Below are 14,567 nucleotides of genomic sequence, written 5' to 3'. Positions count from 1 at the left end.
CACAATTCATGGCTAGCACCGTGTTAGTCTTTTCGCTGGCGGGGGAGGGGTTTTAGTAGTAGTCCTCCCGTCTCCACGTGTATGCTTCCGTCCGGACTCGTCATCGCGGACGACCTCACCGGGGCGACGGACACGGGTCACGAGTTCGCCGCTCGCGGACTCCGAACGCTCGTCTCGGCGTCGCCCGCGCCGTCGGAAAACCCGCGTTCCGAGACGGACGTCCGGGTCGTCGATACGGACAGCCGGTACGCCGACCCGTCGAGGGCGGCGGCGGCGGTCCTCGACGCCGTCGGTCCCGGTGACCACTCGTTCGTCTACAAGAAGGTCGATTCGACGCTCAGGGGGAACCTCGTGAGAGAGACCGACGCCGTGCTCGACGCGACGGCGGCGGACCTCGCGCTCGTGGCACCCGCTTCCCCGAGAAACGGGCGGACGACCGTCGAGGGCTACCATCTCGTCGACGGCACTCCGGTCGCGGAGACCGCCGCCGGCGACGACCCGGACAAACCCGTCGAGACGTCGCACATCCCAACGCGGTACGCCGAATCGTCCTCCCCCGTCTCTCGGTTGCCGGTGAACCGCGTGGCAACGGGACCGGCGGCCGTCGCGGACGCGTTACGGGACCGGGCGCGGGCCGGTCGTGGCATCGTCGTCGCCGACGCGTCGCACGAACGGCACCTCGAAGCCCTCGCGGACGGCGCGGCACGCTCGGGACTGAACGTCGTCTACGTCGGGAGCGCGGGGCTCGCGAGATACGTCGAGACGCCGCCTCCCCGCGGTGCCGGGCCGGCGTCGGTTCCCACGCGAGACCGAACGGTCCTCTGTGTCGTCGGGAGCACGAACCCGGCGACGCTCGACCAACTCGACGCGCTCCCGGCGGAGTCGGTCGTCCCGCTGGACCTCGGGAGGGCCGTCGAGAACCCGGCCAGCGCGAGTGCCGACGCCGCCGCGGCCTGCTCGGAACGCCTCGCGGACCGCGGGGTCGCGGTGTTGGTCTCCGCGCCCGACGAAGACGCCCCGAGCCGCGCGCTCGACGCGGGCCGACGGCTCGGCGTCGATGACCAGACCGTCCGCGCTCGGGTGGCCGAGACGCTGGGTTCGACCGTCGAACGGCTCTGGGCCGGGGGAACCCCCGACGCCGGGGTCGATGTTCGTGACCGGCGGCGCGGTGGCCGCCGACGCCTTCGAGTCGCTGGACGCGACTGGTGTGTTCCTCTCCGGGACGGCCATCGAAGAGGGGATTCCGCTCGGCCGTCTGTCGGGCGGGGTCGCCGACGGCGTCCCGGTCGTGACGAAGGCCGGCGCGTTCGGCACCCCCGGGGCAATACGTAAGTGCATCGCCCGTTTGAGTGGGGACGATGAGCACGAGTAACCCCTTAATCGCCGTGACGATGGGCGACCCCGCGGGTATCGGTTCGGAAGTCGCCGTCAAAGCGTTCCCGTCCGTGACGGAGTTCGCGCGCGTGGTCGTCGTCGGCGACCTCGGCGTGATGCGCCGCGCGAGAGACGCCTGCGACGCGGAGTTCGACGTGCGGGCGGTCGACTCCGTCGACGCCGTCGACGACGACCCGACCGCGCTGTCGGTCCTCGATTGCGACAACGTCGACGACCTCGTCCACGGCGAACTCCGCGAGGAGTACGGTGCCGCGAGTCTCGCGTACGTCGAACGCGCCATCGACCTCGCGGTCGACGGGGAGATAGACGCAGTCGCCACGGCCCCCATCAACAAGCAGGCGACGCGGATGGCGGGCAGCGAGCACGCGGGCCACACCGGGCTCCTCGCCGCGCGGACCGACACGGAGAACTACTCGATGATGCTCATCGAGGACGACCTGCGCGTGACCCACGTCAGCACGCACGTCCCGCTCCGCGAGGCGTGCGAGCTCGTGACGACGGAGAACGTCCTCGAAACCGTCCGCGTGACCGACGACGCGCTCCGGAACCTCGGTATCGAGTCCCCCCGCGTCGCCGTCGCTGGGTTGAACCCGCACGCCGGCGACGGCGGCCTCCTCGGCGACGAGGACGACGACGAGATCGTGCCCGCGGTCGAGCGTGCCAACGAAGACGGCATCGACGCGACCGGACCGATATCCCCGGACACCGCGTACGTCCGCGCCGCCCGAGGCGAGTTCGACTGCGTCGTCTCGATGTATCACGACCAGGGTCACATCCCGTTGAAGATGCTCGGGTTCGACGCGGCGGGGGGCGTCAGCGGCGTCAACATGACCGTCGGGTTGCCCATCGTCCGAACCAGCGTGGACCACGGGACCGCCTTCGACATCGCCGGCGAGGGAGTCGCCAGCGAGACGAGCATGGTCGACGCGATTCGGGTGGCCGCCGACGTCAGCCGTCACCGCTGATGTCGACGGTGACCGCGACGACCCCCGCCGAACCCGACTGGCCGACGCTCACCACGACGTGATTTCGACGTCGCGCAGTGGCCGTTCCAGGGGAACGCTCACCTGACCGCCCGTGAACTCGGAGACGTACAGCGCGACGATAATCTCCAGCGACCGCGTCGCCTCCCCGCCCGTCGACGGGTTCTCCGCGTCGCCGCGGAGCATCGATTCGATGCGTCTCGCCGCGTTCGGGAACGCGTTGCGGTAGTCTTCGTCCCAAGTCCACGCGCCGTCGATACCGGGGAGGTCGGTCTCGACGTGCTCTCCGTCTTCGAGCCGCCAGTAGCGCCACTCCCCGTCGTCGTTGTTCATGTACAGTTTCCCCTCGGTGCCGACGAACTGGAGCGTCATCGACGAAATCTCGCGCGGGACGGTACAGTCGACGGTGACGAACGTCCCGTCGTCCATGACGACGAACCCCCCACCGCCGGCGTCGTCGATGTCGGCCGCCGCGTCGAGCGACTCGACGGCCTCGTTCTCCCCGTTGATGTAGCCGGCGACCCGGTCGGCGCGGGCGTCGAGGAGGAAGACCAGCGTGTCGAGGAGGTGAGTGGAGTTACGCATGAGCTCCATGCGGAACTGCGTCGCCACCGACCGAACGTCGCCCAGAAGCTCTTCTTCGACGAGGAGGTCGCGGAGGCGACGCAGTTTGTCGGTGAACCGAAACGAGTGGTTCACGACGAGTTCGGTGTCCGTCTCGTCACAGGCGGCGACCATCTCCTCCGCGTCGGAGACGGCCGAGGCAATCGGCTTCTCGCACCAGACGACGTCCGGGTCGGCCGCCGAGTGTGCCGCGTCGACGACGTGGTCGGCGTGGAGATACGAGGGCGTACAGACGGAGACGACGTCGAGGTCTTCGTTCGCCAGCATCGCTTCGTGGCCGACGTACCGCCCCTCCTCGGGGATGTCCCACGCCTCGCCGAAGCGACCGAGCTTCGTCTCGTCGACGTCGGCCACCGCGACGAGTTCGATGTCATCGGTCTCGTCGTACCCGCCGGCGTGACTCGCACGCACTTTCGCTTTCCCGATCTGCGACTCGTCGTGCATCCCGAGGATTCCCATGCCAGCGATGCCTCCGGTTCCGATGATTCCGGCCCTGTAGGTCATGGTTACTCGTAGGTGTGCACACTGCCGGTCGCGTTCGCTTCGACGTACTCCCAGTCGTAGTCGACGCCGAGGCCCGGGCCGTCGGGGACGGGAACGGTCCCGCGTTCGTCGATGGTGTCGAACATGTCCGAGTAGTCACCGCGGTAGACCGGTGGCTGGGTGTTGTTTGCGAGCGGGTGGACGAGCGCGAGTTCGTAGTAGTTCGCGTTCCGGGCCGCCGCCATGCAGTGTCTCTGTGCGGGGCCGGGGGCGTGGAACTCCACGTCGAGGCCGAAGCCCTCGGCGACGCGGACGATTTTCATCGCGCCGGTGATACCGCCGTCGTACTCGGGGTCCGCGCGGACGAAGTCGGTCGCCCCGCTGGCGACGAAGTCCGTGTGCGGTTCGAGCCCGCGGACGTGCTCGGTCTGGAGCAGCGGCGTGTCGATGAGTTCGCGGAGCTTCTGGTGGCCGTGCTGGGAGATGCCGCCGTCCCGATAGGGGTCTTCGAGCCAGAGGTAGTCGTACTCGTCGCACGCGCGACCGACTTTCAACGCGTCGGCGAACGTCGCCAGTTCGCACGCGGGGTCGACCATCAGGTCCATCTCGTCGCCGACGCGTTCGCCCACCGCCCGGACCGTCTCGACCTCTCGGCGCACGTCTCGGGCGTCGTCGCCCCCGCCCCAGCCGTGAATCTTGAACCCGGGGAACCCGGCGTCACGACACTCCTCGGCGAAGTCGGCGTAGGCCTCGGGCGAGTCGAGACCGCCCGCCTCGTCGGCGTGATACGTCGACGCGTACGTGGGGAGTCGGGTCCGATACGTCCCGAGGAGTTCGTGAATCGGCGCGTCGTAGTACTTCCCGGCGAAGTCCCACAGCGCGATATCGACCGGGCCGATTCCCATCCGGTCGTACTTTCGGAGCGCCCGCTTGACCTCGCTCCAGTGGCGCTCTCGTTCGAGGGGGTTCTTCCCGACGAGGTAGTTCGCGAACGTGTTGATCTGCGCCGCGCCCGGCGAGTTCCCGCCGACGTACTCGCCGGTGATTCCCTCGTCCGTGTGTATCTGGAGCGCGAACAGTTTTCGCTCGGTCGTCTCACCGGGGGCGTAGACGAGGTTGAACCCGTGGCCGTCCGTGCCAACGTCGTCGAGCGTGTAGCTGAATTCCGTCGACTCGATTTTCGTGATAGTCGGTGCCATACGTCGGCTCACACAGGGGCACCTAATAAATGCTCTCACGCCCCCGGCACTCGGTTTTCCCGAAACTCACGTCGTGTTCGCCCTTCGAGAGAAACTGCGTTCGAAGCCACGTGACCCCGGGCGTCGACACCGGCAGTCCCACGATGAACACTCCTTCGAACGCGGGACGAGAGGGCTCCCAGCGTCCGTCCTGTGATATTCGATTTCCGCCCCGCCGTTTACTATCGCCGCACGAAAACCCGAATCAGCCCTGTGAGACGCCGATACGCACGCTCAGCGGTGTATCTCCATTACCATTACAAACATATATTTGTAAATGTAATTGTGAATACATATGCTGGGGCGGCGGTAGTTGGTAATGAACGATTGTCATGTGTTACTTTAGTTCATAATTATAGATCATGCGGTCGGTCGGACAAATTCATCGAATGTACACTTGTTTTCTAATCGTAATCTGTGGGTTGACGCTCTCCTCTGTGGGGTGTTGTCAATACTCACGTTCATCATCGGTAAACGGAACCGGGCGGACGGACGCAGACGGACCTGCGAAGGCGACTCAGAATCGCCGTTCGAACGCGTTCACCCATCCGAGGGACACCGACCGAGAGGGCGGCGGTTTCGCCGGACCGCCGTGGTCGAATCCACAGCATCTGCACCGACGGACGGGCGCTGTTCGATGCTGTCGTACGAATTCCGCGGAACGGCGCTCGTCCGGTTCGGGCTACTCGATGCGCGCGGTCTCGCCGACCGTATCTTCGAGGATTTTGATGACCGCAGAGTGGTCGTCGCGACCGTACCCGGAGGTCTCCATCGCCTTGTACGCCTCGTGGACGACGGACGTCGCGGGCATCGGCGAGCCGTACTCCTCTCCGGCCGCCGTCGCGATCTTGAGGTCTTTGTACTGGTACGAGGCGAAGAACCCCGGGTCGAAGTTCCCGCGGATGACCCGCGGCGCTCGCTCGCGGAGCGCCCAACAGCCGGCGGCACCGCCACTGATCGCGTCGACGACGGCTTCGAGGTCGGCACCCGCCCGCTGCGCCAACACCAGCGCCTCGGAAACCGCCTGAAGCGTACACCCGACGACGATTTGATTACACGCCTTGGTAATCTGTCCGGCGCCGGCGTCGCCGCAGTAGGTGACGGTCGAACCCATCGCGTCGAAGAGGGACGCGTGCGCGTCGAACGTCTCGCGCGAGCCGCCGACCATTATCGAGAGCGTCCCGTCTCTGGCCCCCTCTTCGCCGCCGCTGACTGGTGCGTCGAGCATCGAGACGCCCCCCGCTTCGAGCTCCTCGGAGAGCCGCTCTGTGGCGACGGGCGAGATTGTGGACATGTCGATGAGCACGTCACCGCTGTCGAAGCCGTCGGCCAACCCGCCGTCACCGTACACGACCTCCTCGACCGCCTCGGTGTCCGGAAGGACGGTGACGACGACATCCGCTTGGGAGGCGACGGCGGACGGAGCCGACGCGGCCGTCGCCCCCAACTCGGCTAACGAGTCGACCGCCTCCCGCGAGCGGTTGTGAACGACGACGTCGAACCCCGCATCGAGGACGTTCTCCGCCATCGGTTTTCCCATGATTCCGACGCCGACGAACCCGATAGTTTGTGGCATGTGGTATCACGAATCTCGCCCCGTCCACTTAGCAGTTGAGGTGACAGCAATCGAACAGAACATAGATTTATATACTGTGGTACGCTCCGCCAAACTATGGCTCACGACACGAACGCGGAGACGGGCGATTGGCTCGCCCGCGACGAGGCGGCGCGAGCGTACGTCGTCGGGGCGACCCGTGCGGTCGAGTCTCTCCTCGCTTCGACCTACGGCCCCCGAGGGTCCACGTCTCTCGTGCAGACGGTCGACGGGCAACAGGTGCCCGAGACCGTCGTGACGGCCGATGCGGGTCGACTCCTCGACGCGATCGAACGCGGTGACGGGTTCGTTCACCCGATTGCCGCGCTGTTCGTCGACGGGCTCGACTCCGTCCGGCGCGGGCTCCACGACGGGACCACGACCGCCGCGCTCCTCGCCGCCGGACTCGTCGAGGAAGGTGCTCGACTCAGCGAGTCGGGCCTTCACGAGGGCACGTTGACGGTCGGATACGCGATGGCCGCGAACCGGGCGGGGAAGGTACTCGACGACCTCGCGCGCCCGATTACCGCCGCCGACCGCGACCGCCTTCGCGAGGTCGCCGACACGGCCATGACGACCGACCTCTCGCGGTCTCGTCGGGACGCGTACGCCGACGTCGTCTCGACGGCGGTCGCCGAGCTCGCGGGGTCGACGGAGGGGCAGTGGTTCGACACCGACGACGTCAGCGTGCGAACGCGCGCCGGCGACGGGGTAGCACTCGTCCGCGGCCACGTCGTTCGACGACGACCGGGTGCCCACGAGACGAGCGAGAAGAGCCGGCTCTCGTTCGACTGGACGCCGTCCGTCGAAGGTGTTCTGTCGGACGCCCGAATCGCCGTCCTCGAACGCGACATCGATGTCGAAGAGACGGCGACCAGTTTCGGGAGCGGCGAGGGCGCGACCGTCTCGCTCGGCTCGGCAGGGGCGATGACGGCCTACACCGCGGCGCGTACCAGCGCGATAGACGACGTAGCGGCGAGCGTCGCCAGCCTCGGTGTCGACGTGCTCGTCGTGCGCGCCGAGCTCGACGATGCAGTCAAGAACGCGCTCGAATCGCGGGGCGTCGCGGTCGTCGACCGCGCGCAGTACCCGAAATCGGACGTCCACCGCGTCGCCCGTGCGACGGGGGCGCAGGTCGTCGGCCACGTCTCCGACCTCGACGAGTCGAAGCTCGGCCGAGCGGGGCGCGTGACCGAGCGGCGAGTCGGAGACGAGAAGTGGACGACCATCGGGGAGTGCGAGGGACCGGTGTTCACCGTCGTCGTCGAGACGCCCACCGAACAGGGGCGGACGGCCCACGAACGACTCGTCGAAGACGCCGTCGAGACGACGGCGGTCGCGGCGATGGACGGACAGGTCCTCCCGGGTGCGGGCGCGGCACCGCTCGCGGTCGCTCGGGACCTTCGACGGTTCGCGAGCGGCGTACGGGGGAAAGAGCAACTCGCGATCGAGGCGTTCGCCGACGTGTGCGAATCGCTCGTGCGGACGCTCGCCCGTAACGCCGGCTACGACCCGCTCGAAGCTCTCGCCGCCGTTCGAACCGCGCACGCCGACGCGGCGACCGACCCGGCACCGGTCGGCTTCGATGCCGCGCGCGGCGAACCGGCGGACGCGTGGGAACTCGGCGTCGTCGAGCCGCGACGAGTCTTCTCACAGGCGCTCGACAGCGCCGTTGCGACGTCGGAACAGCTCTCCACCATCGACGCCGTCGTCTCGCCCGGTATCGATTTAGACGAACTCGACCCGCAGATAGAACACGACTAGCTCGAAGCGATTTTCGCGCTCCGCAGAACGGAGACAGTGACGACCGGGTGTTCGGTTACTGTACCGGCGGCGTCGGTTCGTCGTCCGCGAGGTCCGACGCGGAAAGCCGTCCGTCGATTCGGATGAGTTGGACCGCGAGGTCGGTCGCCGCACCGAGGATATCGCGCTGGAGACGACGCGGTTCGACGACCGGGTCCGCGTCGAGAACGTCCCGAATCTCGCCCGAGAGCGCGTCGACGCCCATCGAAGAGCGGCCCTCCGTGTGGGCGACGCGCAGGCGGAGCACGCCCGTCCAACCGTCGAGTCCCGCGCTCGCGGCCAACTGTCGCGGGATTGCCGTGAGCGCGCGAGCGAACCCCTCCATCGCGAGCTGTTCGCGGCTCGCGGTCCCGCGCGCGGCCTCACGGACCGACCGTTCGAGGTCGATTTCCGTCGCCCCGCCGCCGGGGACGACCCGCTCGTCGGCGAGCGCGTGGAACGTCGCGCTGATCGCGCTCGTGGCACTGGCCTCGAACGCCGAGACCGACCGCGGGTCGGGTGCGCGGCACAGGAGCGTGTACACCCGTTCGGCGGTCCCCTCGACGGTGACGAACTCTCGCCCGGCGAGTCGTTCGAACCCCACGTCGGCGGTTCCCATCGTCTCGGGCGTCGCGTCTTCGAGCGTGGGGACGACCTGCCCGCCGGTGTTGCGAACGAGCCGCCGCATGACGTCGTCGTCGACGCGCTCGATCGCGGTGATGCCCGCGTCTGCCACCCGCGTCTTCACGCGGTCGTTGATTGCGCCCTGCGTCGCGATGAACCGGCACCCGGCTTCGGCGGCGTCCGACAGCGTCCGCCGGAACTGGTCGCGCTCGTACGCACCGATGTCCGCTCGGTCTTCGAACGAGTCCGCGTCGAGTGAAATCGACCGCTCGGACGAGTCGGTCGCCCCGCCGAGTCGAGGGACGTCCACCGTCGACGAGAGGAGCGCGACGCCCGCGTCTCGTTGACGACGAGGCATCGCCTCCGAGACCAGCGGCGTCTCGATGACGACGCCGTCGACGAGTTCGGTGTCGCCGACGCCGCCGATTCGAGCGACCACGTCGACGCTCGCCCGACCGCCGTCGACGGAATCGTCTGCCGCCGCGTCGGTGACGGCGTTCGCGATGGCTTCGCTCACGTGGCGGCGGGTGGCCGGGTTCCGCGTCCCGGTGAGCGCGGTCTCCGCAACCCGCTCGGCACCGACGAGCGACAGTGGACGGGCACGCGCGTCGAGTCGGTCGATGGCGACGTCGAACGCGTCCCTGTACCCGCGGGCGACGACCGTGGGGTGAAGCCCCTGTTCGATGAGGTCGTCCGCCTGACTGAGCAGCGCGCCCGTCAACAGCACCATCCGAGTCGAGCCGTCCCCCCGCTCGTCACGGAAGTCGGTCGCCGCGTCTCGAAGCAGGCTCGTCGCGGGGTCGTCGAGTTCGAGTCGTTCGAGGAGCAGGCTACTCGAAGCGGTCGTGGTCACGCGCCCGCCCGATTCGACGACGAGCTTGTTCGTCCCGAACGGCCCCAGCGTCGTCCCCACGAGGTCGCACACGCGGTCGACGTCGGCGAGGAGCGCGTGCCGTGCGTCGGAGTCCATAACCGTCCTGTCGATGGTCGCTCATCATAAGTGTACGGGACTGATACACAATACCATTCTCATATTGTGTATGATAAATCGCCATCAATGGAGAAACATTTAAGTCCATTGTGTATGTTGACCTTATCACAATGTCACGTAGTGGCACGGGCAGTGGTGAACGTAGTGAAGACGCCAGTACCGAGACCGACGAGCATCCATCGAGACGGCGGTTCATGCAGTCGACGGCGGCCGCGTCGACCGTCGGGGCACTCGGTGCGCTCGCAGGTTGTACCGGTGGCGGCGGAGAAAACAACGACGACAGCGGGACCGACTCGAACACGGACTCGGGGTCCGACTCGAACACGGATTCGGGGTCCGATTCCAGCGGTTCCGAGAGCATTACCATCGACTACCTGAACGCGCAGGCGGCGGAGAACTCTTCGATTAAGTCGCACTTCCAGGAGTCGTTGAGCACCTTCGAAGAACAGCAGGGCAACGTCACGGTGAAGATGCAGACGGCGTCCTACGGGGACATCCGGTCGAAACTCGCCTCGACGGTGTCGAGCGGGAATCCGCCGACGATGGCCGAGTCCGGCGGTGGCGGGCTCCAGTTCTACCTCGACGGGAAGGTGCCCGACCACTCTCCCTTCATCGAGGGGACGGACCGGCTCCCCGGCGACTACACGGCCGCGAACCTCGATTCCGCGAAATACCGCGGTGAGTACTGGTCCGCGGGCGGGATGCGCCACACGAACAGTAACCTCGGAATCAACCCGAAACTGTTCAGTCAGGTCGGCGTCAGCGACCCGGCCTCGGAGCTCTCGACGTGGAGCGGGTTCCTCGACGCGGTCCGTCGAATCGACGAGCAGACTGACGCGATCGCCTACGAGGAAACCGGCGTCCCCGGCGACCTCGAATCCTACTGGGGCTACGCGCGGACGGCATACACCGGCGGCACCGACCCGTGGATGCGCCAGAGCGACGACCCGGAGCACCCGACTATCGTCGTCGCCAACGAGGACCACGAAGACCAGGGCAAGACCGACGGCATGATCAAGACCTGCGTCAAGATGGCCCACGAGTTCAGCAGTTCGGAGTCCGCCCAGCGCGGCGACGAGGAGATTCCGTCCCTCATGCTGACCGGCAGGGTCGCGTCGTTCAACTACGCCGTCCCGACGGCGAACCGCTGGCGCGCTATCAAAGAGGACGTCCAGTTCGGCTGGAACGGCGGCGAGGGCGACTTCATGCTTCTCCCGCACCCGAAGGTCGACGCCGAGTTCGGCAGCAACTTCGGCATCAGCGAACTGGAGGGCGTCGAAGGCGAACACGGCGGCCACATGTGGGCACTCGAACAGCAGCAGACGCTGTTCAACGCGAGCGACACGAAGCAGAACGCCGCGTGGGACCTCAACATGTTCCTCCTCGGCGACGACGAGTTCGTCCTGCCCGCGTGGGGCGAACACTACGAGTCGCTCCCCGGACTCCAGCCCAAACTGCAGAAGATTCTCGACGAGTACGAACTCGCACAGAGCACCGAGCAGGCCTACAAGAACGCCGACACCTACGGCGAGCAGTACTCGACGACGGGCGCGTCGTGGGACGTCAGAGACACCGACCCGATTCGGTGGACCGATATCAACGAGACCATAAGCGAAGCCATCGCCGGACAGCACACCATCGAGGAGACGCCGTCGCTCGTCCGCTCGCGCATCCAGGACCGCCTGGCACAGTAGACGGAGGGAGACACCTCAACAGGCCACCCAAACGATTTTATACGCTATAAAATACCACAATATCATGTCACAAGAAACCGCACAAAACATCAGACAGAAGTATGGGCTAGAGGAGACCACGCTCATGGACCGGGTTCGGGAGAACTGGATCGGCTACCTGTTTATCGTCCCGACGTTCGTGATGTTCACGATCCTGTTTTACTACCCCATCGTCAGAGGTGTCTACCTGACGTTCACGAACACCCGGCTCGGCCAAGCCGGTGGTTTCGTCGGCCTCGAAAACTACTCGTGGCTGCTGACGAACGACCTGTTTCACTTCGCCTTCGGCTGGACGCTGGCCTTCGTCTTCGGCACGACGCTCCTGCAACTGGTCATCGGCCTCATCGCGGCCCTGCTCCTGAGCGAACTCCGGAGTCGGTGGCGAGACTGGACGAGCGCGATCATCATGTCCCCGTACTTCTCCGCGCCGCTCGCGGGAGGTGTCATCTGGATGTGGTTCCTGAACAGCGACTTCGGGATGCTCCCCATGATACTCTCGGACTTCCTCGGCGTTCAGGCGCCGGCGTTCCTCGCCGACGGTATCTGGCCGTACGTCTCGCTCATCGTCGCCCAGTCGTGGCACGACTACGGGTACGCGGGCATCATCTACGCCGCCGCTATCGTGGGAATCCCCCGCGAGCAGTACGAGGCGGCGGCGCTGGCCGGGGCGGGGCGACTCCGGCGCTTCCGTGACGTGACGTTACCGCACCTGGTCACGCCGACGATTATCATCCTCGCGCTCCGCACCGCGTGGAACGTCGCGGAGTTCGCACAGCCGTTCGAGTTGACCGGCGGTGGCCCGGGAACCCGGACGATGTTGATGAGTATCCTCACGTACGAGACCGCGTACGTCAACCTGCAGTTCTCGCGGGCGTACACGCTCGGAATGGCCATGATCCTCGTCTCCATGACCGCGGCCATCTTCTACGTGACCGTCATCAAGGACGAAGAGGAGCTGTACGTCTAACCATGATTAACGAGACTCGCCGCAGCCGATTCCTGCTGTACGCCGCCCTCGGTGTCTTCGCGGTCTTCGCGCTGACGCCGTACTTCTGGGTCGTCCGAACGTCGCTTCTGACGAACTTCGCCGCGATTAGCCCCGAGACGGGCTACCTTCCGGCGCTGGACGCGCTGACGCTCGCCGCGTACACGGACATCTGGAACCAGTTCGACTTCGTGACGTTCTTCCAGAACAGCGTTATCGTGTCCATCTCGGCGACGCTCATCTCGTTGGTGTTCTCGATCCCGGGCGCGTACGCGTTCGCACGACTGGACTTCCCCGGGCGGAAGCTCCTGTTCTACACCGCCGTGTTCACGATAATGTTCCCGTGGATCGTCATCACCATCCCGGTGTACGAGGTGTTCTACGTCTTCGGACTGATAAACACCCTGCCGGGCATCATCATCGCCCTGTCTATCTTCGTCCTGCCGCAGACCATCTGGTTGTTACAGGGCTTTTTCAGACAGGGCATCCCGGAGAACATCGAAGAGGCGGCGCTCATCGACGGGCACACGGAAATCGGTGCGTTCCTGCGCATCGTCCTCCCGCTTTCGGCACCCGCGGTGGGCGCGGCCGCGCTCTTCTCGTTCCTCACGGCGTGGAACAACTTCCTGTGGGTGTTCGTCCTCACGAGCGACGAGGACGTCCGAACCGCCACCGTGGCGATTCACTTCATCCTCGGGAGCGACGTGCTCCGCGAGTGGAACATCCTCATGGCGGCCGTGGTGCTACTGGTCGCGCCACCGGTCGTCTTCTACGGCCTCTCACAGCGCTACGTCGGAGAAGGTCTCGGGGGTGCCTGACGACCCGAGTTCCAGTGGCGGACGGAGCCCGTCTGCCACCCCGGGGACACGAATAAATAACAGACCGACAAACCAACCACACAATACGTTACCATGGCACGCGTTGAATTTGACAACATTACGAAAGTATTCGAAGACACGTCCGGCCCAATCGTCGCCGTCGAGGAGCTGTCACTCGACATCCCCGACGGCGAGTTCGTCGTCTTCGTCGGCCCCTCGGGCTGCGGGAAGTCGACGACGTTGCGAATGCTCGCCGGGCTCGAAAAGATCACCGACGGAGAGATTCGCCTCAACGGCGAACCGGTAAACGACGTCTCGCCCCGCGACCGCGACATCGCGATGGTTTTCCAGTCGTACGCGCTGTACCCCCACAAGACCGTTCGCGGTAACATGGGGTACGGCCTCAGCCTGAGCACCGACCTCAACGAAGAGGAGGTCGACCGGCGGGTCGTCGAGGCCGCGGAGATGATGGGCATCGAGGACCTGCTGGACAAAAAGCCCGGCAGCCTCTCGGGCGGGCAGCAACAGCGCGTCGCGACCGGCCGCGCAATCGTCCGCGAACCGGCGGTGTTCCTGTTCGACGAACCCCTCTCCAACCTCGACGCCCAACTCCGCAAACACATGCGGACGGAGCTCTCGCGCATCCACTCCGAACTCGGCATCACGACGATATACGTCACCCACGACCAAGAGGAGGCGATGACGATGGCCGACCGAATCGTCATCCTCAACGACGGACAACTTCAGCAGGTCGGCTCGCCGAAGGAGGTGTACTACCGCCCGGCGAACACGTTCGTCGCCGACTTCATCGGGAGTCCGAGCATGAACTTCTTCGACGTCGACCTCGAAGTCGCAAGCGACGGGACCGGAACGCTCGTCGGGAACGGCTTCAGGTACAGCGTCTCCGATTCGCTCGTCGACCTCGTCGGCGGCGAGGGCGAATACGTCCTCAGTATCCGGCCGGAGAACCTCAACGTCGATCCGTCGGCCCCCGGCGAGAAGTCCTTCGAGGCGACCGTCGACGTCGTCGAGGTCATCGGCTCCGACAACTTCATCTACCTCGACGTCGCGGGCAAGGAGTGCCGCCTCCGCGCCCCGTCCGAAACCGAACCCGAAGAGGGGGACGTCATCACCGTGACCTTCGAGGAAGACGACCTCCACCTGTTCGACCGCAACACCGAGGAAGCGCTGATTCACGGACGCGAGCGCGCTGAATCGTCGCCGAAGATGATCGAATCGGAAGCCTAACGAACCGCACCCCCCGCGGGGGCGGAAATGCCGACGGCGTCGTTGCGGCGGGAGGCGGGGTGCGGGAGG

At 66.1% G+C, this 14,567-nt stretch carries 11 protein-coding genes and 1 pseudogene; 8 read left to right on the top strand and 4 right to left on the bottom strand.

The window, feature by feature from the left end:
- Positions 1–81: 81 nt before the first annotated feature.
- From FY251_RS19335 to pdxA, 3 genes and pseudogenes are all read left to right on the top strand, one after another.
- Positions 82–1,062: pseudogene (locus FY251_RS19335) on the top strand (four-carbon acid sugar kinase family protein); the annotation flags it as partial.
- A complete protein-coding gene (locus FY251_RS23210) occupies positions 1,058–1,372 on the top strand; it encodes a nucleotide-binding domain containing protein (RefSeq protein WP_306466185.1) in 315 nt (104 codons plus the stop codon). The pseudogene FY251_RS19335 and the gene FY251_RS23210, both read left to right, overlap by 5 nt.
- Positions 1,359–2,360: a 4-hydroxythreonine-4-phosphate dehydrogenase PdxA gene (pdxA, locus tag FY251_RS19330; protein ID WP_148416627.1), complete on the top strand. Its 1,002-nt coding sequence runs from the start codon at positions 1,359–1,361 to the stop codon at positions 2,358–2,360. The genes FY251_RS23210 and pdxA overlap by 14 nt, the downstream gene beginning before the upstream one ends.
- Before the next feature lie 48 nt (positions 2,361–2,408).
- Here pdxA and FY251_RS19325 read toward each other — a convergent pair whose 3' ends face one another.
- The 3 genes from FY251_RS19325 to FY251_RS19315 all read right to left on the bottom strand — a co-directional run bounded on the left by FY251_RS19325 (position 2,409) and on the right by FY251_RS19315 (position 6,299).
- Positions 2,409–3,506 carry a Gfo/Idh/MocA family protein gene (locus FY251_RS19325; protein WP_148416626.1) on the bottom strand — a complete coding sequence of 366 codons (1,098 nt, stop codon included), beginning with the start codon at positions 3,504–3,506 and terminating at the stop codon, positions 2,409–2,411.
- A gap of 2 nt (positions 3,507–3,508) precedes the next feature.
- Positions 3,509–4,684 carry an enolase C-terminal domain-like protein gene (locus FY251_RS19320; RefSeq protein ID WP_148416625.1) on the bottom strand — a complete coding sequence of 392 codons (1,176 nt, stop codon included), beginning with the start codon at positions 4,682–4,684 and terminating at the stop codon, positions 3,509–3,511.
- A gap of 721 nt (positions 4,685–5,405) precedes the next feature.
- Positions 5,406–6,299, bottom strand: a complete 894-nt coding sequence (locus FY251_RS19315; RefSeq protein ID WP_148416624.1) for an NAD(P)-dependent oxidoreductase — start codon at positions 6,297–6,299, stop codon at positions 5,406–5,408.
- Positions 6,300–6,395: 96 nt separating this feature from the next.
- Between FY251_RS19315 and FY251_RS19310 the strand changes: the two genes are divergently transcribed.
- Entirely contained in the window at positions 6,396–8,081 is a 1,686-nt protein-coding gene (locus FY251_RS19310; protein WP_148416623.1) for a TCP-1/cpn60 chaperonin family protein, read from the top strand.
- Between the two features lie 55 nt (positions 8,082–8,136).
- On the opposite strand, the gene FY251_RS19305 is transcribed toward FY251_RS19310, so the two are convergent.
- A complete protein-coding gene (locus FY251_RS19305; RefSeq protein WP_148416622.1) occupies positions 8,137–9,693 on the bottom strand; it encodes a TCP-1/cpn60 chaperonin family protein in 1,557 nt (518 codons plus the stop codon).
- Between the two features lie 131 nt (positions 9,694–9,824).
- Between FY251_RS19305 and FY251_RS19300 the strand changes: the two genes are divergently transcribed.
- The 4 genes from FY251_RS19300 to FY251_RS19285 all read left to right on the top strand — a co-directional run bounded on the left by FY251_RS19300 (position 9,825) and on the right by FY251_RS19285 (position 14,498).
- Complete coding sequence (locus FY251_RS19300; protein ID WP_255516759.1) at positions 9,825–11,408, top strand: ABC transporter substrate-binding protein; 1,584 nt, start codon at positions 9,825–9,827, stop codon at positions 11,406–11,408.
- Positions 11,409–11,472: 64 nt separating this feature from the next.
- Positions 11,473–12,414 (top strand): carbohydrate ABC transporter permease, encoded by a 942-nt coding sequence (locus tag FY251_RS19295; RefSeq protein ID WP_255516758.1) that lies wholly within the window; start codon positions 11,473–11,475, stop codon positions 12,412–12,414.
- 2 nt (positions 12,415–12,416) lie between these two features.
- Complete coding sequence (locus FY251_RS19290) at positions 12,417–13,250, top strand: carbohydrate ABC transporter permease (protein ID WP_042662165.1); 834 nt, start codon at positions 12,417–12,419, stop codon at positions 13,248–13,250.
- Between the two features lie 93 nt (positions 13,251–13,343).
- Positions 13,344–14,498 carry an ABC transporter ATP-binding protein gene (locus FY251_RS19285; protein ID WP_148416621.1) on the top strand — a complete coding sequence of 385 codons (1,155 nt, stop codon included), beginning with the start codon at positions 13,344–13,346 and terminating at the stop codon, positions 14,496–14,498.
- Positions 14,499–14,567: the final 69 nt, after the last annotated feature.

It is taken from the genome of Haloferax sp. KTX1, assembly GCF_902410085.1.
GTDB classification, from domain to species: Archaea; Halobacteriota; Halobacteria; order Halobacteriales; family Haloferacaceae; genus Haloferax; species Haloferax massiliensis.
Note: the sequence above shows the minus strand (reverse complement) of the source record. Positions and strands in the feature narration are given on the sequence as shown.